The following is a 21,981-nucleotide window of genomic DNA, read 5'->3' as shown; positions in this document are numbered from 1 at the left end:
TTCTACAGGGTGGGGATTAGGGAACAAAACATAAAACTCATTCTTGTAAAATTTTCCCCATGCTTCCAGCCACCCCCGCAAAATTTTTTCGCTGATGCAACGTACTTATTTATCTCTGCTATGGCTTGCTCTCTGGCATAGTTGCTCATTCCAAAACCAGTATAATTACCAATGGTTTGTGATTTTATTTCGAAAATTTCCTTTGTACCCTCATCTACCAAATCGGCATAACCTGGCCCACGTGGATTCCAAATATTAGATGAACTTTCTGGTATATAATATTCACGTTTATGAGTTGCTCCATTTTGCATAACATATGCAAATTGTATTATCCAATGTTCCATAGTACCTTGAAATCGAATATTACCTAATCTTGCTGTACCATGGCAAGGATTATAACTATGGTCTGCATCTGCCTTTTTATTTAAATACTCAAGCTCTTGAATAATCTGCATATCATTATTAGTTAATGAGCCTGACAGTGGAACAGTACCCATTAACTTATCTTTCAATACTAATTCCATATTCTTTGCTACTGGAGGGACTACTTCTTTTTTACAACTGTTAACGACTAGCATTCCAGTTGCCAATGCAACAAAAAAGCCATGTTTAGGCTTAAATTTTAATTTTTTCACTTTTACTATGTTAGATTTATTCCTAAAAGTAGTAAAAAAAATGTTACATAAGCAAAAGTAAGTCTATATAATAATACATTATTTATCAACATAGTTATATAAACCAAAAATTTACACTACAGAATTTGTAGTTATTATATATCAAAAAATGAAACTGAATATGATAAGTATCTATTAATTAATATATTAATAAATTGTATATATTTTTTTTATCGGTGTACTGAGTTTATGAGGTAGTTAAATAAGAAAATCCAGAACAATGGATCGTTTTCGCCCTAATTTTGTTTTTACCGGTGGTGAACCTCACCTTGAAGATCAATTTAATTCATTTAGTTTAGGAGAAATTGCATTCACAGCTGTAAAACCATGTGCAAGATGTGTATTGATTACCATTGATCAACAAACTGGAATTAAGGGTCAGGAACCCTTAAGAACATTGGCCAAATACCGTACTTTTAATAAGAAGATTTTATTTGGTCAAAACTTAATTCATAGTGGTTCGGGTATAATTTCTGTAGGTGATGAATTGAAAATTCAGCATTGGAAATAATAGAATTTATAAGATTAAAATATTGGATGACGTTAATAGCAGTTATGCTCAAACAGATTTTAATTCATCGATTTTACAACCGCTGCTGTTACCATGAGTTGACCAACATGGCGCATGGTGTGCTCAGCAGCATGAAAAAGCAGTCCGATTACAGTAGAGGGTAAGCCTGCACGTCTAATTCCTCTAAAATCTGCCAAGGTCGCTTCATCTGTATTTTTTATTTGCTCGAGCGCTAAATCTACCTGTAAATCAAAGCGTTTAACCAGCTGACCTACAGTAAATCCTTCAACAGAATCTGTTCCTTCTTCACGTAATTGTTCAAATTGAAATTCGGTAAGGCTTTCTGATCTTGCATAAGTAAAAACACGGTCCAGTACGCCACTTAAATGTTGTAGATGAAAACCAACAGAAGCCATTCTGGCAACTTTTATCCAAAGAAGCTCGACAGGAAATCCATCTAGGTATTCATTAATTTCTTCTCTTGCCTGAAGCAATGCATGCGCTACAGGTTGCAATACTGGAATTATGTTTGGTAATGGCCCTCTTTGCCAGACTTCTAACTTTTGCGACATAATAATGTGGTTTATCCATCGAATTTAATTATTTGGTGGATATTTTGACCTATGTAGAAAAATGAATTTGCTAGAAATTAGGTATAAATTTCTAGCAAATATTTATTCGTCAGAACTTCCGGCGGCATTGCCCGCCAAGTCTCCCGCTCCTTCTTCTTCATCGCTTTCACCTGTTAATCCGCGTTGAACTGGATTATCTTCAAGTGCTTTGTCTTGATTGGATTGTTCTGATCTCTCCTTACTTTCTTCTTCGTGCGATAGATTTTCTCTTTCCTTTGGGTCGTGATTTGAATTTTCCATAATGATCCTTTTATTTTAAAAACACTGCATTTTCTAAAATGGTTTGGAAAATTAAATAAGCGCAAAAATATGTTCAGGTTTTAACCCGTTTTTTCCAATTCCTCCAAAAGAATTTCTAAGCTGGATTTTTCTTCAAAAACTGCTCCACTCGGTACATCCTGAACAGCGGTAAGAACAACAATCGATTTGGAATCTGAATAAATGAAGCGATTTAGTTCGGTAATTTTTTCTGATGAAAGTTTAAACAACATTACTGATTTAAATTTTGAGTTTAGCATAGTTTGGTAAATGGTTACGCCGCCTAGCACTGCTCATCAAGAAATGAAAAATTGATTCTCAAACAATTCACAATAATTTGGCGCACAAAAATCAGAAAAGCAGGGTTAATTCATTGCCTTGCGGATGATTGGCTTGTATCGATTTTCTAAATCGTTACAGTTTATCGTTTTTTAAACTGGAAATATAGCCAGAAGGAGTTAAACCTGTTACTTTTTTAAAGGCTAAAAAAAATGTATTTCTTGAAGAGAAACCCGCATCGTTTGCAATGGCTTCAAAAGTAAATTGCTTCCAATCTCCGCCATCCAGTCTGGTCTTCACGTAATCAATCCGTAAACTGTTAATGTAGCTGTTAAAGTTAAGTTTATAGTGATGGTTAAAAAGTTCGGTTAATTTATGATTGGGAATATCAATCAGCGAAGCAAAACCACTTAATGTTAAACCTGCCTGTCTGAAAACTTCTTCTTCTTTTATGAAAGATTCTACGCGGAGTACCAAATTCGTATCAATCTTACGGATTTTAGCTTCCCCTTTTTCTGATTTTAATAAAGGCTCCGGCTCAATATTTTCTGCTTCAGGTGAGATTTGGTTGATAACCGCTGCTCTTTTAAAGCCATATATAAATTCTGGATGTAAAAAAAAGAGGAAACTTAGAAAAAGTACACTGAGACATAAGAAAGATACAATTTTACTATTTTGGAGAATAAACCAGGCCTCGCCCAAGTTTTTAAACACCGAAATGTTCATGGCCAGCATGCCAATAAAAATTGCAGCACATACACCGGTAAAAACATACAGCCATTTTATGCTCTTTAAACCATCATTTTTCAATGTTGAAGCCTTCCAAATTTCCCTAAACTGAAAAAAGCAGTAAACACATGCGGAGGCTGGAAAAGCAAACCAATGCATTGGATTTACAATATATTGGCTTTTGCTAAAAGCAAAGTGAACATCTCTGGCAATGCGACTTACAATTTCCTGTTGTTGATTATAACTAAGTAAATTATAGGGTAGAATCGAAATAAAAGCAGGTATGGTTAAAATTAAGTGTACAAGATCTTGTTTTCTAAAATTAGAATAATTGGTATTTAAAGAGCCACGGATATATAAAAATAAGCCAGGTGCGATTAGATAATATAAAGGCAAACCCTTATTAAATAGAAATGGGTAGTTTTTAATTTGTCCGGAGTTTGTAAGCAGATAGATTAAGGCAAACCAAATAATTCCAGTTATGGAAATAGAGAGCCAAAAATTTAAATATCTTTTATTTTTTCCATACAGAAAAAGCTTAATGATAATTAAAGAGAAAATAAAGATTGCGCCAATAACGCTCAAAAAAATGGGATGCAAGACTTAAAAATTTTGGATTCGGGATAACACAAAATTAATAAATATGCGATTAGCTTTAAGCTTAGATTGATTTCTTTTTACTCCTAATCGGAATGATTAAATGTTTAGCTTTAAGATTGAGGGTATTCAAATCCAAAGTTTAAATGCAATTCGCTAATGGTTAATGTTTAAGTTTTAGCGATCAAATAATAAAATTTAATTTCTCCCAAATAAATCGGGAGAAATTAACCCGTTTTTAAACCACGCGAACGTTTACTGCGTTTGGTCCTTTTTTTCCATCCTTTACTTCATACTCTACAGTATCATTTTCTCTGATCTCATCGATCAATCCTGATGCGTGAACAAAAAGTTCTCCCCCGTTATCTTCCTTTATAAATCCAAAGCCTTTTTCTGTGTTAAAAAATTTTACTGTACCGTTTTTCATTTTAATAGATAAATTTTAATTAGCGATTTTTTCAAGAAACTAAAATAGAAAATTTGTTATTAAAATAAAGCAATTAATTAAAGAACTTAATTTTATTCTAAAAAGTTGTTTTTAACAGCATGTGAAAAAAAACCAAAACAAATTTAAATCGACGATGTTAAATTGGCAATCCTTTAATTATCGCCATGAACCCAGTCGCTTCTTACGAAGAATATAAACAAGTAATTGATAAAATTAAGTCTTTAACTCAAAGTGAAAATAAAGACGCCGTTCATCTTTATGAATTGGATCATCTGCACAATCTTGCAACAGCTTACGAGCAGGTGAAATATGATTTTACAGCAGATTTTTTGAATCAACAATCTGCTAATAGCCAATCAAATACAGGAACAAACCAACCGTTTCAATACTTCTTGTAATTTTATTTATCTTAAAATAAACAAGCCTTAAAAAAACTTTTGATCGTGTTTTTGCCAGATTATAATTTATATTTGGAACACACACAATCTAACCCGACCAAATGTTTTCCTACTTAAAATATGCCGTATTTTCCTTATGCTTTTTAGGACTAAATCCTTTTGCAGCTCATCTTTCTGCGCAAAATAAAAGCAAAGTCAATTTTACTAACGATTTAAAGCTTTGGGATGATCTGCCTGCCAAAACTTGGATGACTGAAGCGTATCCTATTGGAAATGGCCGAATTGGAGGTATGGTTTTCGGAGGCGTAGACCAAGAACATATTCAGTTTAATGATAACTCACTTTGGAGCGGTGATGAAAATGACCGTGGTGCCTATCAGGCTTTTGGTGATTTATTTATTGATTTTGATCACAATGGAAGTTCTTTTACCAATTACCGCAGAACACTCGATCTTGAAAAATCCATTCAACAGATTTCCTTTACAAAAGATAATATAAATTTTAAGCGGGAATACTTTTGCAGCTTTCCAGATAAGGTGATAGTTTTACGTTATACAGCCAGCAAAAAAGGTACATTTTCTGGAATCGTTAGTTTAAGGGACCAGCATGGATCGCAGGTTTCGGTAAGTGGCAATCAACTAATTTTTAAAGGAAGTTTGGCAAATGGATTGACATATCAAGCCACAGCTTTACTAAAAATAGAAAACGGAACAAGCAAAATTATAACTGATGAAAAAGGAAATTCACAGTTAAAAATAGACCATGCTGATGTGGTAACGATTTTGCTTACCGGTGCCACCAATTATTTAAACGTTAGGGAAAAGAACTGGAAAGGCGAGGAACCGGAATCTAAAATTCAAAAAAAATTAACAGATGTATCAGCAAAGCCATATCCAGTATTATTAAATCGCCATATTACCGATTATCAAAATCTTTTTAATAGAGTATCTCTTAAACTTGGATCTACGCCTAGTTCAAACCTTTTATTGCCGACCCATCAAAGATTAAAAAACTATAAAAATACCCCTGACCATGGCTTGGAAGCACTTATATTTCAATATGCAAGATATTTGCTCATCAGCTCTTCAAGAAAAGGTGGTTTACCTGCTAATTTGCAAGGTTTGTGGAACGAAACCAACGATCCACCTTGGGGAAGTGATTACCACTCAAATATTAATATTCAAATGAATTATTGGCTAGCTGAACCAACCAATCTTTCAGAGTGCCAAATCCCTTATTTGGATTACATTAATAGTATGCGTGAAGTGAGTAAAATTAGCACGCAAAAACAATATCCGGGCGTTCGTGGCTGGACCGTTAAGACAGAAAATAACATTTTCGGCGGACAGAGTTTTTTATGGAATACACCCGGAAGTGCGTGGTATGCGCAAGCATTGTGGGATCATTATGCTTTTACCAAAGACACAAAATACTTACGGGATTTTGCTTACCCGATAATTAAAGAGATTTCAGAGTTTTGGGACGATCATTTAAAACGCAGGCCAGATGGCACTTTGGTTTCGCCTTTGGGCTGGTCGCCAGAACACGGACCCACTGAAGATGGAGTAACACATGATCAACAGATTGTTTATGATCTTTTTACAAACTATATCGAATCTGCCGATATTTTAAAAATTGATAAAACTTACCGAGATCACATTCTTGATCTTAAAAACCATTTATTAAAGCCGAAAATCGGGAAATGGGGTCAGTTACAGGAATGGGAAACCGATAGAGATGATCCCAAGGATAACCATCGGCATGTTTCTCATTTGTTTGGCTTACATCCTGGAAGAGAAATTAGCACCATTAATACGCCCGAATTGGCACAAGCGGCTAAAGTAAGTCTTCTTGCCAGAGGTGATGCTTCGACAGGTTGGTCTATGGCCTGGAAAATTAATTTTTGGGCAAGACTGCAAGATGGCAATCATGCCTATACCATTCTAAAAAACTTTATGACTCCAGTTGGCGGCTCGGGAATGGATTATAACAACGGTGGCGGTATTTATGCAAATCTATTCTGTGCCCACCCTCCTTTTCAAATTGATGGAAATTTTGGCTACACTGCTGGTGTTTCAGAAATGCTTTTACAAAGCCAAACCGGCGAGTTGCAGTTTTTACCAGCCTTGCCGAAAGAGTGGGCTAATGGAAATATTAAAGGCCTCAAAGCTAGAGGCGATTTCGAAATTACAAATCTGGAGTGGAAGAATGGAAAAATCGTAAAGCTATCAATCAAGTCGTTGTCTGGCGGTAATTGTATTGTTAGAACACCAAACGCCTTAAAATCTGGCTTAAATTTAAGAAACACAAACCGTTCAAATTCTGGTTATCGGTATAATTTCAAAACTGAAATAGGAAAAGTTTATAATTTTTCAGCTTAGACTTACGAAGTCTTAATGGCCAAGAGCACGGAAGGACTTCGTCAGTTTTAAGACGCAACTTCTGGAGACTGACGAAGTTCCCCAATGCAAAACCCTACAAAACTTCGTAAGTCAATCAGTCAACTTACGAAGTCTTTATGGCTAAGAGCGTGGTAGGACTTCGTCAGTTTTAAGATTTAACTCCAGAGACTGACGAAGTTTCCCAACGCAAAACCTTATAAAACTTTGTAAGTCAATCAGTCAACTTACGAAGTCTTAAAGGCCAAGAGCGTGATAGGACTTCGTCAGTTTTAAGACGCAACTTCTGGAGACTGACGAAGTTCCCCAGCGCAAAACCCAACAAAACTTCGTAAGTCAATCAGTCAACTTACGAAGTCTTAAAGGCCAAGAGCGTGGGAGGACTTCGTCAGTTTTAAGGCGCCACTTCTGGAGACTGACGAAGTTCCCCAGCGCAAAACCTACAAAACTTCGTAAGTCAATCAGTCAACTTACGAAGTCTTAATGGCCAAGAGCGTGGTAGGACTTCGTCAGTTTTAAGATATAACCTCTGGAGACTGACGAAGTTCCCCAATGCAAAACCCTACAAAACTTCGTAAGTCAACGTCGTAACAGGAATAATTCTAAACTAGCATCATATTACATAAAGCTTAAACAATGTTATAGTTTTGCATCAGCTAACAAAACATTATGTCTAAAACAAAATTAACAATCAACAATAACGGTTCGGTTAAGATAGAAGGCGATTTTGAAATCGTTGATCGAAATGGAAATGAATATGGATTGCAGGGTAGAACTGTACTTTCCATTTGCCGTTGTGGACTTTCTAAGAATAAACCTTTTTGCGATGGCGCCCATAACGGGCATTTTGAACATGAAGCAATTGCATTTGATCTTCCGCCAAAAAAAGTATAATGATTAAAATTTAGGCCTCACAAATGTGGGGCTTTTTTTTACAAAGTATGCTTCGACCATATTGGTTTGAAAATCTTTCTTCATTTAGGATAATCAATCGAAAACGAAGGCAATATCTATTAATTAAGACTATTCATCTATTTGGCCAGTGTAAAATGGATTTTAATGCATATTTTTAAATTAATTAAGAATAGAGCAAAATGAGTAGGCACAAGGGAATTGTTAAGTTATTTGATGAAAAATTTGGAAGCGGTTTAATTACTTCATCAGTTGGAGATGATATTTTACTGAACAAGAAATCAATTTCGGCGGGCCATACCTTATGTGCAGGAAGAATTGTTACCTTTCTTTTCAAGGCAAAATCCAGATATGCCTACAAAATCGTAGTTGAGCAATAGTCTGAATAATAACTTCCTCTTATCTCCAAATATTTAGCCAAACAAATTAGATTTTATAATCGTTTAAAAATTTATAAAACGTATTTTTGATTATGGCAATTTCAAATAAAGAACTTACCGAGCACAATGCTAAAGTTGTTGTATTAGATTTCATTAATGCACTGAATGCCGAAGATTTTGATTTGGCTAGGCAACAGCTTCATGACGACATGAATTTTAAAGGTGTTATGGGCGAAAGAAATGGAGCCGATGTCTATATCGAAGACATGAAGAAAATGAAATTGAAATATGATGTAAAAAAGGTATTCACCGATAATGAGGAAGTGTGTCTTTTTTATGATATTGATATGAGCGGAAAGAAAATCTTTTCGAGCGGTTGGTATATTCTTGAAAATGAGAAGATCAAATCTTTTAAGGTGATTTTCGATCCTCGACCTATTTTAACCTAACAAACTTGCTTTAATTTTTTAATTTCAATTTCAAGTCCATTTGTTAAACCGAAAAGGAACAGAAGATATTCATCGGTTTCGTGCAGATTGATTATTTCAACAGCTCCAGATTTCCCTTCGTTGTTAATTTGATCGCCAACTTTAATTTCTAATAAATTAGAGGTAGGAACATTTTCATCTACAATAATCATTCTTAGAAACTTAACCCTTAAACAAATTAATTGTTTATTGGGATGCTTAATGTGAAGCAGGTTTTCTCTGGCGTAGAAGATACATCTAGCTTACCGCCATGTGCGTTGGCAATTTCTGAGGCAATGTATAAACCCAAGCCAAGACCTTGTTTGTTTGGCTCTACTTCTCCCCTAGAAAACGGTTGAAATAGTCGTTCCATTGTGGCTGTTGGAATTTGTTTGCCTGGATTTGCTACGCATAAATTAAATTCATCTTTGTTGCTAAAAGCAGTAACCTCTACCTCCGATTCTCGATCACTATAACTTAAAGCATTACCTAATAAATTAGAAAACAGCTGGGCTATTCGTTTCCCATCTGCACTAACCGGGTAGTCCAAACAGAATGTCGTTTTAATGGAACGCTCAGGATAAATCATCTTCAGCTCTTCGATAACCTGTGTTAACACTTTTCCCAAATCTTCATCAGGTGTTTTGGTAATGGTTATTCCTCCACCTAAACGACCGCTAGCAAAATCCAGCATGTTTTCGATTAAGCCATTCATCCTAAACGATGAGTTTTTAATTACATCGCCCAAGCGCTGTACCCTTTCTTCTTGATTTAATCGAGATAAAAGCTGGGCACTATTTGAAATCGCATTTAATGGATTTCTTAAATCGTGACCTAGAATTGCAATAAATTGTTCTCTTAATTGCGAAATTTCCAATTCTTCCTGAAGTCTTTGCTCTGATATGGATACCTGATCCAAAGCGTCAAAATGAAATGCAATAAGATCGGCAAACATGGTAAACATGCCGATAGTTTGCGGTGTATCAACCTTATGCGGATTTGGATCTATAGCGCATAACGTACCAAAAAACTTACCATTTCTAAGCGTTATCGGAACCGAAATGTAACTTTGAAAACCATACATTAATGGTGTGTGATGGTGTGCATACTTTTCATCCTCAGCAACATTGTCAATTACAACCGCTTTTTGATGTTCCCTAATTTCGTTGCAGATTGTTGTTTCTAAAACAAGTTCTCCGCCAGGAACTAAGCCAAAGTTAATTTGATCGAACGTGGCACAGGCAATCCACCTGTCTTCGGTTACTCTAGCAACTGCAGAGAAACCCATTCCGGTTGATTGACATACAATTTCCAATATGTTAGCTACAGCAGGAATTTTGCTTATCGCATTGATATCTGAGAGAATGCTTTCGGGAGAATTTTTCACTATGATTAAATAATAAATCGAAGCAATTTACATAATTTACGTGATTTCAAGTCATCAGTATCTATAAAATTATTATTACGAACAGAAATTAAATTGGCACTCCAACGCTATGCTTATGAACTAAAATTTTATCCGATAAAGCTTACATAACAAAGCCTCTCAATTTTTAAATCAAGAGGCTTTGTATCAGTATAACGGCTTAATTATGCCTGTAATAAAGCCGGTTTCTCATGATATGTTTTCCATAACAGCTCGCCGAACAAGGTATTTGACCATGCAAACCACGCTCTACTAAAATTTGCCGGATTATCTTTATGAAAAGATTCGTGCATAAAACCCTTTCCTGCATGCGTTTTACGCAAGGTATCAATACAATACTTAATTTCTGCATCATCTTTCGAAGTAAGGGCACGCATGGTAATGCTCATTGGCCAAATCATATCCTGCCCAACGTGTGGTCCGCCGATGCCTTCGGCAGCCGTACCTTTAAAAAAGTATGGGTTATCTTTCGATAAGGCAAACTTCCTAGTATTTATGTAAATCGGATCGTCTAATTTAATTGCGCCTAAATATGGAAGACTTAGCAAACTTGGAACATTAGAATCATCCATTAAATATGAACTTCCAAAACCATCAACCTCAAAAGCATAAATTTTGCCATATTTTGGATGCGTAACGATAGCATGTTTTTGGATTGCTGCGCTTACCTCATTAGCTAAATTTAACAAACTACTCTCTAAGGCTGAATCACTTTGCAAAGCTTTAATCATCTCTGCAGCTTGTTTTAAACTTGTAACCGCAAAAAAGTTTGATGGTATTAGGAAAGGAAAAATCGTTGCATCATCACTCGGACGGAAAGCAGAACAGATTAAGCCTACCGGGTTTACAGGAAATCCATAACCTGCCATTGGCTGTGTATCTGTTGGCTGCGTGGTTTCTCTTTGGAAATGATAGTTACCCTTATTGGTTTTGCGCTGTTGATCTTTAAATGTTTTTAAAGTAGCTTCAATTCCTTTTTTCCAATCTGCATCAAATGGGGTTTTATCACCTGTTTTTTTCCAGTAATGATAAGCCAATCTGATGGGATAACATAAAGAATCGATTTCCCACTTACGCTCGTGAACCCCAGGTTGCATGGCCGTTTTATCCGTTTTCCACTCACCTACTTTGGTTGCATCGCCATAAAATGCATTGGCATAAGGATCTTTTAAAACACATTGTGTTTGATGAATAATTACACCCGAAATTAGCTTTTTTAGTGGCTCGTCTTCATTAACAAATTGCAAATATGGCCAAACCTGTGCAGAACTATCGCGAAGCCACATGGCATCTATATCGCCAGTAATAACATAGGTATCGGGCCTGCCATTTTTTTCAGAATGATAAACTGTTGTATCTAGCGTATTTGGAAAGCAGTTTTCAAATAACCAACTTAACTCTGGGTTTTTAACATTGGCTTGAAAGATTTTAATTGCTGCATCAACAGCTTTGCTTTCAAAATGCCGCTTACCGGCTGCCACCCTTACTACCGGAAACTCCGGAACTAAATCTGCAGCAAAGGAGAACTTCGATGCCAATACTCCGGCACCTAATAAACCTGTGTTTTGTATAAATTTTCTTCTTTTCATTGTTATGTGTATATCAATTTGGTTATTCTCGTTTCTAGTTAAATTACCCTTATGGCTTATTTATATTTTTACTAATCTTGCCACATAGCCACCGCCGGTTGTCAATTTTATAGTTAATTTAGTGGTTTTATCCACCTCGAGGGTTTCTTGTTTGAAATCCTTCGCATTTTTATCGGCATTAACACCATCTTTCCAAATCATCATTTTATATTTTCCATCGCCTAAAAAAGAAAGGTCTAAATTTAAATCCCTAGCCGTCCAATCTGTCATTGCGCCAATATACCAATCGTTGTTTTTTGCCTGACGGGCTACAGCAATATAATCGCCAACTTTGGCATCTAAAGGCACCGTATTTTTCCAAACGGACGGAACCTCTTTTAAAAACTCCATCGCTTCTGGCTCTTTATAATAATGCGTTGGAATATCGCAAAGCATTTGCAACGGACTTTCGAAAACCACATACATAGCCAATTGATTGCAACGTGTTCCTAGTGTCATCGGTTCTGACGGCACACCTGCAAATGCATTTTTCTGTACATTTAACATCCCGCCCGGTGTAAAATCCATTGGTCCGGCAGCCATTCTAATAAAAGGAATGGTTGTGGTATGATCTGGAGTAATGGAGCCTGCAAATTTACTAATCTCATTACCTAAAACGCCTTCAGATGTCATCACATTTGGATAAGTTCTATTCCAACCGGTTGGCTTAAAGGCACCATGAAAATCGACCATGAGTTTCCTTTTTGCAGCAGTTTTAGAAACCTTTTCGTAATAGTTAACCATGTCTTGGTCATCGCGTTGCATAAAGTCTACCTTAATACCTTTTATGCCCCATTTTTCGAAGACATCTAAAGCTTGATCCAATTGTTTATCCAATACGAGCCAACTGGTCCATAAAATTAAATCTACATTTTTGCTTTTCGCATATTTTGCAAGTTCTTCTACATCAATATCAGGCGATTGCTTCATTAAGTCTCGGGTATCACACCAACCTTCATCCAATAAAACATATTCAATATGATATTTGGAGGCAAAATCGATGTAATATTTATAAGTATCGTTGTTTATCCCAGCCTTAAAATCTACACCGTATAAATTATTGTAATGCCACCAGTCCCACTGCACCTTACCCGGTTTAACCCAAGAAAAATCCCCTGTTGCAGGTTTTGCCAGTTGATACACCAATTGATTACTTAAAATATCCTTATCGGCCGTACTGATCATTAAGACCCGCCATGGAAACGATTTTGATCCATTTACATCAGCAATGTAATCATCATATTTTGTTACGTGCTCATCACGATCGCTTGTTACTTTTTTCTCTTTCGGATGATGTGGGAAAACTCCGTTAATCTTGCCATTTCCGCCTCCTCTAATCCACATGCCGGCATAATTCCATAAATCAGATTCTGTTAAGATTATTTTAGTTCCAGCAACATCAAATAACGTAGGTAAGCTGGCCAGTTTGGTCGAATCTAAATCATTTACGTTGAAAGGTTTATATTCTCGTTCGTTATGTGAGAAAAATTGATCTTCTTTTGGAAATAAGGATTTTGCGCCTGAAGCAAACTGAAAAGTAGCCGTTTCTGATAGAACTTTATAGTTACCCTTTAAATCGGAAAGCCAGTGCCAAGCCACACCGTTATTAAACGCTTTCCATTCTAGAGATAATCCATTGGAAAACTTTAAAACAATTGCGTTATATTGATTATCTATGGTTTCTGATTTTACCCAAACTACCGGTTTTAAGGTGTTTTGAACTGAGTTAACTGTTTTTTTGGCAATCTTCCATCCGGTTGTACTTTTATCGGTAGTTAATCCAATTGCAGATTCTTCGATTAATACTTTTCCGCTTTGCTGAATCTGATAGGTAATTTCTTTACCAATACTTAAGTCAACGGTGATTTTTTTATCAGGCGATACCAGCTGATATTTTTGTGCCTTAACGGATAATTGAACGGCGGTTAACAGCAGTAAAGTATAAAGTAAATTTAATTTCATGTGTTTATGTGTGTTTTTGTGTTTAGGCTTTAAACTAAGAGGGATACTTGAAGCTGAAGAAGTATCAGTTAGAACATTTTCATCATAATTAAATCTGGTTAGCAAAACTTATCTGCAATTACTTTAACTCAAAGCACATCACAACTCGAAAGTAGTAAAACGTTTAACTAAAGCAAAAACATTTCTGATTTAATTTAGAGCATCAATAGCATTTTTACAGAATTCAATCCTTGAATGATTCAAATAACCAAGATCAAAATGCTAATTAATGCAATGGATTTTGTTCATAAGACATCAATTCTTATGAGCTTCACAACAAAGTTTAATATCATTGAAAATTAATAACTTATTATTAATCAATGGAAAAATAATTTAATTTAAAGTAATAAATTAGTTTAAATTAATAGGTAAAATTAAAATTATACTATGATTCTTGCATCCTTAGCGTTATCGAGACAATTATAAATTCTGCAGGTCGAACGACTGCCATCATAACCTGCATGATTAATCTTCCTTCCAAAATATCCAAACTGCTCATTGTTGAATTTAAACCTAATCGTATCGCAAAGGCATCTTCTGGTTTGGCACCTTGCAATGCGCCCTGCTTCCAAAGTATTAATAAAAAATTTTCGCACATGGATTTAATTTTGCTCCAGGTATTGGCATCATTAGGTTCGAAAATAAATTGCTGTATTGCTTTGGCTATAGATTCTTCAACCATGTTGACAAATCTTCTTACCGAAATATAACGATATTCATTGTCATTTCCATTTAGTGTTCTGGCTCCCCAAACCAATGTACCCTTTCCTGTAAAAGTCCTAATGGCATTTATACTTTTGCCAGTAGGCGTAATATTTAAGTCATCTTGATCAGCATTATCAATTTTTATTAGTGGCTTTACAACGTCGTTTAGGCTAACATTTGCAGGTGCTTTCCAAACGCCCCTGGTCGAATCTACGAGTGAATAAACACCCACTATCGCACCACTTGGATAAAGTGAAACGGAAATTTTATGGAGTTCAGTTGTAATTAGATTATATAAGTCAACGTAGTTAAGAATTTTAATATCAGCGAGTTTAATATTATCATCTAATCCATTTACTTTAATTTTCTTTATTCGTTGATCATTAATTGAAATCAGGTCATCCCCTGCCCGATTATAGTTTAAAATGGTTTCGAGTTTTGGTGTATATGCAGCGCCAAACTTTAAATTATCAGCGCCAACAAAATCCTTTCTAAATTTTTCTGCAACTAAACTAATTTTCCCTTCATTTTTTTCTGGAACATCCAATATTGCAAACCGATCCTTAAGCAGATTACACTGAGCAAGCATTGCATCATTCAGTTCTTTTATATCCTCATCTTCAATTAAATTTACAATCTCAGGAATGGCCAGCAACGCAACTTCATCAACAACCTTACAAGCCTCTAATCCTTTAAGTAATGCTGTTTTATCTACATTAAATGTCGAATCATAATTCCCCACAGCGATTATGTAACATGGTCCACCACCGTTGTTATAAAACATCGAGATTTGATAATATAGTAGATAGGGTGAAGCACTGGGAATTGATACCTCAATTTTGGGCAAACTCCCTAAAGCTGCATCACTTAGCTTTGCCTCCATTCGTTCAGGATAGGCTATGCCATAAATTTGTTCAAATTCAATTAACGAAGTGATCCGTTTTGCGATAAAGAGTCCATCTCCGGATTTTTCAGTATATCCAATAAATGCTGGGATAGCCGTTTCAACTTGGGAAATTGAAGGTGGGAAATGAGGGATTTCGTTTATATATACTCCCGGAGTTCTATAGTCTGGCATAATTTAGTTTAATTTATGGGATAATTTAAAATCCAGTGAAACAGATATTTATATTAAATTTATAAGAATAAAAACGAAAGCACAAATAATGAAAGATTTCACAGAGGCAACTTATCAGGCTTTAACTTTTATTAGAAAAACCGTTTTTGGAATTACCAGCCGTTAACGAAAAAATACGCCATGGTACGCCCGCTTTTTATGTAAACAAAAAGCTGTTTGCCAGATTGAAAGAAGATGGCGAGAACTTAGTGCTTTATACGGAAAACCGAACTTTTTGGATGAAAAGAAATCCGATTATATATTTTATCACCCCACATTACGAAAATTATAAATATATGCTCGTATCTTTAAAGCTCGTTGACCCTCAAGAGCTTAAGGACTTACTAACCGAAGCTTGGAAATACAGGGCCCCGAAAACACTGACCAAACAAACAAAATAGAATAACCAAATCCCTATTGCAATGACTTCTGGTAATGCACAAATTTCTAAAAGGATATTATCTATAGATATTCTTAGAGGATTAGTAATGATTATTATGGCACTTGACCATACGCGTGATTTTTTTCACATTGAGGCCATGACTGGCGACCCCCTCAACCCTGATACCACAACGGCAATGTTGTTTTTTACACGTTTCATTACGCATTTTTGTGCCCCTACTTTTGTTTTTTTATCGGGCTTGTCGGCTTATCTGTCTGCTCAAAATAAAACACCTGCAGAGGCGAGTACATTCTTGCTTAAGCGTGGTCTTTGGCTTGTTGTGGTAGAAATTGTAATCATTTCTTTTGGGCTTACATTTAATCCGCTTTACAATTTCGTTATCCTTCAAGTAATTTGGGCAATTGGTTTCAGCATGGTCTTTTTGGCTTTATTCAGTAGAATATCTTATAGAACAGTTTTGGTTATAGGGATAATTTTAGTGTTGGGACATAATATATTCGATTTATTTCCAGCACCTAATGACCCAACTGGTGGATTAATTCTTAAAGTATTTTTTACCGCTTCCGGAACTGTTGTTCCATTGGGTGCAAATCATTTTGTTGGTGTGTTTTACGCCATCTTACCTTGGACTGGGATTATGTTTCTAGGCTATGGCGCCGGAAAATGGTTTGGTAAGGATTACGATCCGAAGAAACGAAAAACGAATTTATTAAATTTTGGAGCGATTGCTCTAATTCTATTTGTAGGGCTTAGAATAGCTGGCATTTATGGCGATCCGGCACCAAGAAAAGAATATCAGGACGTTTTTAAAAACCTACTGTCGTTTTTTAATGTAAGCAAATATCCACCTTCATTACAATATACTTGCTTAACAATTGGCGTTGCACTGGTTTTACTGGCAATTTCAGAAAAGTTTAAAAACAAATTTACCAAGGTACTTTCTGTGTACGGAAGTGTGCCCTTTTTCTATTATGTAATTCACTTTTATCTGTTACACACCATTTTGGTCATTGTATTTTTTCTTTCAGGATATACTTCTAAAGATATTTATAGTGTCCCTTTTCTTTTCCGACCAACCCAATTTGGTTTTGATTTGTGGGGTGTTTATTTAATCTGGATTGTGATGGTTCTTGCGCTTTACTATCCTTGTAAATGGTTCAAGAAATATAAAGAAACACATTCTAAGTGGTGGCTGAGATATGTTTAAATCAACCACCATTAGCTAAATCTATTTCATTTTTAGAACAGGATTGTTTGCTTGCGCCTGCTTAACTATGGTAACGTTTTCTGCAGAGGTAATTTTCCAGACATTTTTTTGCTTTACCAAAACTATGGTCAGTAAATCGTCTGAGTCGCCCTGTTTATTAAAACCCCGATTAACACCGTCTGGCGGATAGAAAGCCCCAACATGAGCACTTTTATAAACAATGGCTACATCTTTAGTTATGAATCTAATGGTTGTAAAAAGGTTTTCGGCTTTAACACCTTTAAACATCGTGCTAAAAACCTGGTGCGCATACTGAACTTCCTTTAAGCCTTTCCAATGCATCCCAACTACATTAATCCAATTACAATCTTCCGTTACATAATTTCCCATATCACTGAAGTCGGCATTCATCCAGCTTTTTCCAAAACCTTCTAAGGCTTTTCTAACTCCAGCTTCGTCTGATGTTTTGTCCTGTGCTTTGCAGAAACCACAAATTAATGCTAAGACAAGGGTTATTTTAAAGAACTTTTTCATAATTATTGTTTTTTATTTACTTCCTCAAAACTAGCAGATGGATATATGACTTTTTTCACATTTAGCCGAGCTTCCCAAATAGCTTGTTATAAAGATGGTTTTTAAGCACGATCGAATTTCATCGACGATAAAATGATTATATCCTCAAAAATTGGAAGATTGTCTAATAATTGTGTTTTGCTACTCATTCGCTTTTTCAGATTTGTATCTTTAAAAAAAGAATTCAGATGTCACAGATGCAATTTCTGCTTTCTAACCATCCAAAATGGCGATTATGGCGGCATTTTAGCTTTTGGTTTAGTTGGTATATTTTTCAGGTCTATTTATATTCCTTTACACCCTCTCCCATTTTTAACAAACTGGGTTTCTGGGCTCGAATTCAGATTAATGCAGGAGAAAGTTTTTGGTACCTGATACCGAACTTTTTCCTCAGTTACCTCTTGGTATATTGGGTAATTCCAAGACTTGTTATCCCTGCCAAGTATCTGCAAACCGTTTTTGCTGTGTTATTTTTAATCATTGCAACAGGTTTGGTTTCTTCTTTTGTCTCCATCACCATCATCGAATATTTCCGATTGAGGTATCTGGCAAATCATTCGGGGATGTTTCCGGGGATTAGTAATACCCCATTGAACATCAAGATATACCTGGCTTTTATTTCTGGCTTAAGGGGAAGTATAACAATCGGCGGACTTGCGGCTTCAATTAAATTGATGAAATATTTTTACCATAAACAGCAGCAAACATTAATGTTGGAACAGGAAAAAACAAAGGCCGAACTTCAATCTTTGAAAGCACAGCTTCATCCTCATTTCCTTTTTAATACCTTAAACAACATTTATTCGCATACGCAAGAAAAAGCACCTGAGGCGGCAAATATGGTAATTGGGCTTTCTACCTTGCTTAGATACATTCTTTATTCGTGTAACGCTCCGCTAGTGCCATTACAGCAGGAAACCAATATGATGCTGGAATATATTGAGCTGGAAAAGAAACGTTATGACAATCAGCTGGAAATCTCTATTCAGGTTCCGGACCACTATGAAAACTTGATGATTGCACCTTTACTTATCCTTCCGTTTGTAGAAAACTGTTTTAAACATGGTACAAGCGGAATGCTTGATAAACCCTGGATAAGCATAGATTTAAGGATGAGCGAGGGGACTTTAAAACTTAAGTGCATTAACGGCAAAGCTAGAAATATAAAGACACAGATTGGCGGCATTGGAATTGAAAATGTTAGAAAACGCTTAGTTCTTTTATACCCAAAACGGCATCAATTATCTATTATAGAAGAGGATGAAATATATATCGTTAATTTGCAGATTGACCTAAATACAAAAGCAGCAACAACCAATGAAATCCATGAAGTCGCAAGTATTTAATTGCCTAATTGTTGATGATGAACCGCCAGCAAGGGAAGTTTTGACCCGCTACATTCAAACCATGCCAATGCTAAAGTTAATAGGCGAATGCAGTAATGCACTTCAAGTGTATGATTTTTTACGTACAGAACAGGTAGACATTATGTTCCTGGATATTCAAATGCCACAACTTAGCGGTTTGGAGCTTATAAATAGTCTAAGCCATCCACCTAAAATCATTTTCACTACTGCTTTTTCCGAATATGCTCTGGAAAGTTACGAGCTTAATGCGGTTGATTATTTATTAAAGCCCATTAAACTTGAAAGATTTATAAAGGCTGTAAATAAAGCGTTACCAATGCCCTTAAGCCAACAGCCCGATAAATCAACTATGGAAATTAAGGAGAAAACAGCATCAGATGCATTCCTTTATTTTAGGGCTGAACGCAAAATGGTTAAAGTAATTTTGAAGGAGGTAAAATATATTGAAAGTCTGAAAGACTACGTAAAAATCATTACAGATCAAGAACAGGTAATTACAAAATATTCAATGGCCGCGTTAGAAGCAATGTTGCCGTTTCCATTTTTTCTACGGATTCATCGTTCTTTTATAATCAATGTCTCAAAACTAAAGTCATATACAACAACGCATGTACAGATCGAAAATCAAGAACTGCCTATCGGAAAACTCTACCAAAGAGAGGTGCTTAAAGCCTTCGGCGCAGGAGAAAATGCTCCAGAGTTGCTTTAAATTTATTTACATCGTGGGTGATTGCTCGTAAATTGTCCAATACTGATTCTTAGTGTTGGTTTTTTTGGCTAAAATGATATTGGAATTTGTACTTCCTTTTTTGTCTTCGGGTGTTAAAAAAAGTTCTGTTCCTTTTAGCTTAATCATATAAGCACTGCCAACTGCTATAAACTCATATTGTTGGTTTACATCACCAGTTACTAATGGTTGTTCTTCTAAATTAAACAATGTTTCGATACTTTTTTTCGGCTGGAAGGTTTTGCCTGTAAAAAGATTTCTGAGTTGATAGGTATTTCCATCAACATTTTTGAAATCCCATGTCATGCATTTCCAATTCTGAGGATCATAGGCCACCAAAGGTGTTCCGTTTTTATTACTCGCATCCTTAACCCTTAAAAGCATCCCTGTTTGAACATTTTTAATTGCATAGTTACCTTTTATAATTTGGGCATTTGCAAAACCTACCATCAATATACTAAAGCAGAAAAATAAAAATGATTTTTTCATAACTCAAATATAATCAATTTGTTAAAGATGATATTATTTAATAATTATCTCGAAATTTTTCTCAATAAAAAAGGTGACCAATTAACATCAGTCACCTTTTTTATATCAATCTAAACGATTAGTATCCAGGATTCTGATACATTTTAGCTGGATCTAATTTTACCTCATCAAAAGGAATTGGATAAAAACGATCTTTTAAAGTTACGTTAGATAATTTTGCAATACCGTATGAGGCCTGTGGCTTTGCTTTTAAATAAGTTACCAGTTCTGCAGCGGTGAAATTTCTAATCAGATCGAACCATCTTTGATGTTCAAAGGCAAACTCCACTCTTCTTTCATGCAGGATTGCAAGTTTTAAGGTTGGGAAATTGGCAGCATAAGCTGCATTTAGTTTAGCTGTGGCATATACAGGCATGGCTGCTCTTGATCTTACCATATCCAAATATTGAATGGCTACTGCATCATTGCCCTGCAACATATTTACTTCTGCAAGCATTAAGATCACATCTGAATAACGCATTAAAATCCAATCGTTTCCACCATAGCCGTTGTTTGTTGCCAAAGAACTTGCATCGCGAAACTTGGTGATAAACCAATCTTTAACGATTGGATCATTTGCAAATTTAACCGAAAAATCTTTTCTTAAATCGGTCGACTCATATTCGTTAATCAAGTCTAACTTTACGTTTCCGCCAATACCTGTAGAAACTTTCAAAGAGTTTATGGTTTCACCTTTTGCCTGATTATTAGCTGCAATACTAGAGCTATAACTGATATCGCCTTGTTTGTTCGAGATCACAAAAAGCAATTCTTTACAGGTTGTTTTTTTGGTAACATCGAAAACATCAGCATATGGAATTTCAGATAAATTACCGAAAGTACGCATGTTATATGCAGCCAATAAGTAGGTGCTGGCATTGGTTAGGTTTTCGGCTTTATTGTTAGGCAAAGTGGCCGCCATGGTTAAATAAACTTTTCCAAGGTAGGCATTAATGGCTGCTTTGGAGGTACGTCCAATTCCCGAAACTGGCTGAAAGTTTGGCAGTGAACTGTTTAATCCATCCTTTAAATCGGAAACAATTAAATTATAAACATCGGCTTCAGGTACCCTAAAGGTATTTTCAGTAACCTCTGCAGGTGTATTTAATGGCTTAGTTACCAATGGAACAGGTCCCCATTTTCTAACCAATTCAAAGTACATAATTGCCCTGATAAATTTTGCCTCAGCGCTGTAGTTTGCCTTGTTTGCCGCGTTGGTAAAGGCAACTTTATCAATATTTGCTAAAATGACATTGCTTCTGGTAATTAATTGATAGAGTGCTAACCAATGACTTTTAAGATACGAATTGCTTGGAAGTAATGAGAAATCGTTAAACTGAAAGGGTTCGCCTGCATTACTTTGGTTATCGTTTCTACCTGCATCATCAGATCTTTCATCGGTAAATAAACCGCTGTTCTCTCCTATCGTATTCGAACTTCTAAGAGATTGATAAGCACCGTTAACCGCTAATAAAACATCATTTTCTGTTTTGAAGTAATTCTCTACCGCGATCGCGTTCGGATTGCTTTGATTCAAGAAATCCTTTTTACAAGCACCCAAGCTTAAAACAACACTTAGGGCTACTATTTTATAAATATTCTTTTTCATTTCCTT

24 protein-coding genes are annotated in these 21,981 nt (G+C 35.7%); 10 read left to right on the top strand and 14 right to left on the bottom strand.

The features are described from left to right. Positions 1–2: 2 nt before the first annotated feature. Entirely contained in the window at positions 3–635 is a 633-nt protein-coding gene (locus tag DF947_RS00570) for a hypothetical protein (RefSeq protein ID WP_109927752.1), read from the bottom strand. A 259-nt stretch (positions 636–894) separates the two neighbouring features. Between DF947_RS00570 and DF947_RS00565 the strand changes: the two genes are divergently transcribed. Continuing rightward, positions 895–1,185, top strand: a complete 291-nt coding sequence (locus DF947_RS00565) for an MOSC domain-containing protein (protein ID WP_109927751.1) — start codon at positions 895–897, stop codon at positions 1,183–1,185. Positions 1,186–1,244: 59 nt separating this feature from the next. On the opposite strand, the gene DF947_RS00560 is transcribed toward DF947_RS00565, so the two are convergent. The 5 genes from DF947_RS00560 to DF947_RS00540 all read right to left on the bottom strand — a co-directional run bounded on the left by DF947_RS00560 (position 1,245) and on the right by DF947_RS00540 (position 4,107). Next, positions 1,245–1,757 (bottom strand): DinB family protein, encoded by a 513-nt coding sequence (locus DF947_RS00560; RefSeq protein WP_109927750.1) that lies wholly within the window; start codon positions 1,755–1,757, stop codon positions 1,245–1,247. 102 nt (positions 1,758–1,859) lie between these two features. Beyond that, positions 1,860–2,057, bottom strand: coding sequence for a hypothetical protein (locus tag DF947_RS00555; protein WP_109927749.1), 198 nt, complete (start codon positions 2,055–2,057; stop codon positions 1,860–1,862). An 80-nt stretch (positions 2,058–2,137) separates the two neighbouring features. Continuing rightward, positions 2,138–2,335, bottom strand: coding sequence for a hypothetical protein (locus DF947_RS00550; protein ID WP_146202852.1), 198 nt, complete (start codon positions 2,333–2,335; stop codon positions 2,138–2,140). A 154-nt stretch (positions 2,336–2,489) separates the two neighbouring features. Continuing rightward, entirely contained in the window at positions 2,490–3,683 is a 1,194-nt protein-coding gene (locus DF947_RS00545) for a helix-turn-helix domain-containing protein (protein WP_109927747.1), read from the bottom strand. Between the two features lie 235 nt (positions 3,684–3,918). After that, positions 3,919–4,107 (bottom strand): cold-shock protein, encoded by a 189-nt coding sequence (locus DF947_RS00540; RefSeq protein ID WP_109924190.1) that lies wholly within the window; start codon positions 4,105–4,107, stop codon positions 3,919–3,921. A gap of 185 nt (positions 4,108–4,292) precedes the next feature. Here DF947_RS00540 and DF947_RS00535 point away from each other — a divergent pair, with 185 nt between their 5' ends. The 5 genes from DF947_RS00535 (at position 4,293) to DF947_RS00515 (ending at position 8,666) form a co-directional block, all read left to right on the top strand. Continuing rightward, positions 4,293–4,526, top strand: a complete 234-nt coding sequence (locus DF947_RS00535; RefSeq protein WP_109927746.1) for a hypothetical protein — start codon at positions 4,293–4,295, stop codon at positions 4,524–4,526. A 101-nt stretch (positions 4,527–4,627) separates the two neighbouring features. Further along, positions 4,628–6,907 (top strand): glycoside hydrolase family 95 protein, encoded by a 2,280-nt coding sequence (locus DF947_RS00530; protein ID WP_109927745.1) that lies wholly within the window; start codon positions 4,628–4,630, stop codon positions 6,905–6,907. Positions 6,908–7,594: 687 nt separating this feature from the next. Further along, a complete protein-coding gene (locus DF947_RS00525; RefSeq protein WP_056087622.1) occupies positions 7,595–7,819 on the top strand; it encodes a CDGSH iron-sulfur domain-containing protein in 225 nt (74 codons plus the stop codon). Between the two features lie 200 nt (positions 7,820–8,019). Then, positions 8,020–8,217, top strand: a complete 198-nt coding sequence (locus DF947_RS00520; protein WP_109927744.1) for a cold-shock protein — start codon at positions 8,020–8,022, stop codon at positions 8,215–8,217. Between the two features lie 92 nt (positions 8,218–8,309). Next, on the top strand, positions 8,310–8,666 hold the full coding sequence (locus DF947_RS00515; RefSeq protein ID WP_109927743.1) for a nuclear transport factor 2 family protein: 357 nt from the start codon (positions 8,310–8,312) through the stop codon (positions 8,664–8,666). Here DF947_RS00515 and DF947_RS00510 read toward each other — a convergent pair. The 5 genes from DF947_RS00510 to DF947_RS00490 all read right to left on the bottom strand — a co-directional run bounded on the left by DF947_RS00510 (position 8,663) and on the right by DF947_RS00490 (position 15,522). Further along, entirely contained in the window at positions 8,663–8,857 is a 195-nt protein-coding gene (locus tag DF947_RS00510; RefSeq protein ID WP_109927742.1) for a hypothetical protein, read from the bottom strand. The two genes, DF947_RS00515 and DF947_RS00510, sit on opposite strands and share 4 nt — an antisense overlap. Before the next feature lie 26 nt (positions 8,858–8,883). Beyond that, positions 8,884–10,071: a GAF domain-containing sensor histidine kinase gene (locus DF947_RS00505; protein ID WP_240615286.1), complete on the bottom strand. Its 1,188-nt coding sequence runs from the start codon at positions 10,069–10,071 to the stop codon at positions 8,884–8,886. A 203-nt stretch (positions 10,072–10,274) separates the two neighbouring features. Further along, positions 10,275–11,699, bottom strand: a complete 1,425-nt coding sequence (locus DF947_RS00500; protein ID WP_109927740.1) for a glycoside hydrolase family 125 protein — start codon at positions 11,697–11,699, stop codon at positions 10,275–10,277. A 60-nt stretch (positions 11,700–11,759) separates the two neighbouring features. Further along, positions 11,760–13,700 (bottom strand): glycoside hydrolase family 97 protein, encoded by a 1,941-nt coding sequence (locus tag DF947_RS00495; RefSeq protein WP_109927739.1) that lies wholly within the window; start codon positions 13,698–13,700, stop codon positions 11,760–11,762. A gap of 424 nt (positions 13,701–14,124) precedes the next feature. Continuing rightward, positions 14,125–15,522 (bottom strand): phage tail sheath family protein, encoded by a 1,398-nt coding sequence (locus DF947_RS00490; protein WP_109927738.1) that lies wholly within the window; start codon positions 15,520–15,522, stop codon positions 14,125–14,127. Between the two features lie 146 nt (positions 15,523–15,668). On the opposite strand from DF947_RS00490, the gene DF947_RS00485 reads away from it, so the two are divergent. After that, complete coding sequence (locus DF947_RS00485; RefSeq protein ID WP_109927737.1) at positions 15,669–15,962, top strand: MmcQ/YjbR family DNA-binding protein; 294 nt, start codon at positions 15,669–15,671, stop codon at positions 15,960–15,962. Positions 15,963–15,983: 21 nt separating this feature from the next. After that, positions 15,984–17,171 (top strand): DUF1624 domain-containing protein, encoded by a 1,188-nt coding sequence (locus tag DF947_RS00480; RefSeq protein ID WP_109927736.1) that lies wholly within the window; start codon positions 15,984–15,986, stop codon positions 17,169–17,171. A 21-nt stretch (positions 17,172–17,192) separates the two neighbouring features. Here DF947_RS00480 and DF947_RS00475 read toward each other — a convergent pair whose 3' ends face one another. Further along, positions 17,193–17,705: an SgcJ/EcaC family oxidoreductase gene (locus tag DF947_RS00475; RefSeq protein WP_109927735.1), complete on the bottom strand. Its 513-nt coding sequence runs from the start codon at positions 17,703–17,705 to the stop codon at positions 17,193–17,195. A gap of 227 nt (positions 17,706–17,932) precedes the next feature. On the opposite strand from DF947_RS00475, the gene DF947_RS00470 reads away from it, so the two are divergent. Both DF947_RS00470 and DF947_RS00465 read left to right on the top strand, forming a co-directional pair. Then, the gene (locus tag DF947_RS00470) at positions 17,933–19,090 is read left to right on the top strand and encodes a sensor histidine kinase (RefSeq protein ID WP_240615285.1); all 1,158 of its coding nucleotides are present in this window, start codon (positions 17,933–17,935) and stop codon (positions 19,088–19,090) included. Continuing rightward, positions 19,071–19,820: a LytR/AlgR family response regulator transcription factor gene (locus tag DF947_RS00465; RefSeq protein WP_109928463.1), complete on the top strand. Its 750-nt coding sequence runs from the start codon at positions 19,071–19,073 to the stop codon at positions 19,818–19,820. The genes DF947_RS00470 and DF947_RS00465 overlap by 20 nt, the downstream gene beginning before the upstream one ends. Positions 19,821–19,826: 6 nt before the next feature. Here the strand turns inward: DF947_RS00465 and DF947_RS00460 are convergent, their stop codons facing one another. Both DF947_RS00460 and DF947_RS00455 read right to left on the bottom strand, forming a co-directional pair. Beyond that, positions 19,827–20,327, bottom strand: coding sequence for an RICIN domain-containing protein (locus DF947_RS00460; RefSeq protein ID WP_109927734.1), 501 nt, complete (start codon positions 20,325–20,327; stop codon positions 19,827–19,829). Positions 20,328–20,445: 118 nt separating this feature from the next. Beyond that, on the bottom strand, positions 20,446–21,975 hold the full coding sequence (locus tag DF947_RS00455) for a RagB/SusD family nutrient uptake outer membrane protein (RefSeq protein WP_109928462.1): 1,530 nt from the start codon (positions 21,973–21,975) through the stop codon (positions 20,446–20,448). Between the last annotated feature and the right edge of the window lie 6 nt (positions 21,976–21,981).

Source organism: Pedobacter paludis, from assembly GCF_003173575.1.
GTDB classification, from domain to species: domain Bacteria; phylum Bacteroidota; class Bacteroidia; order Sphingobacteriales; family Sphingobacteriaceae; genus Pedobacter; species Pedobacter paludis.
The sequence above is the reverse complement of the archived record's forward strand: the minus strand, read 5'-3'. Positions and strand labels throughout refer to the sequence as shown.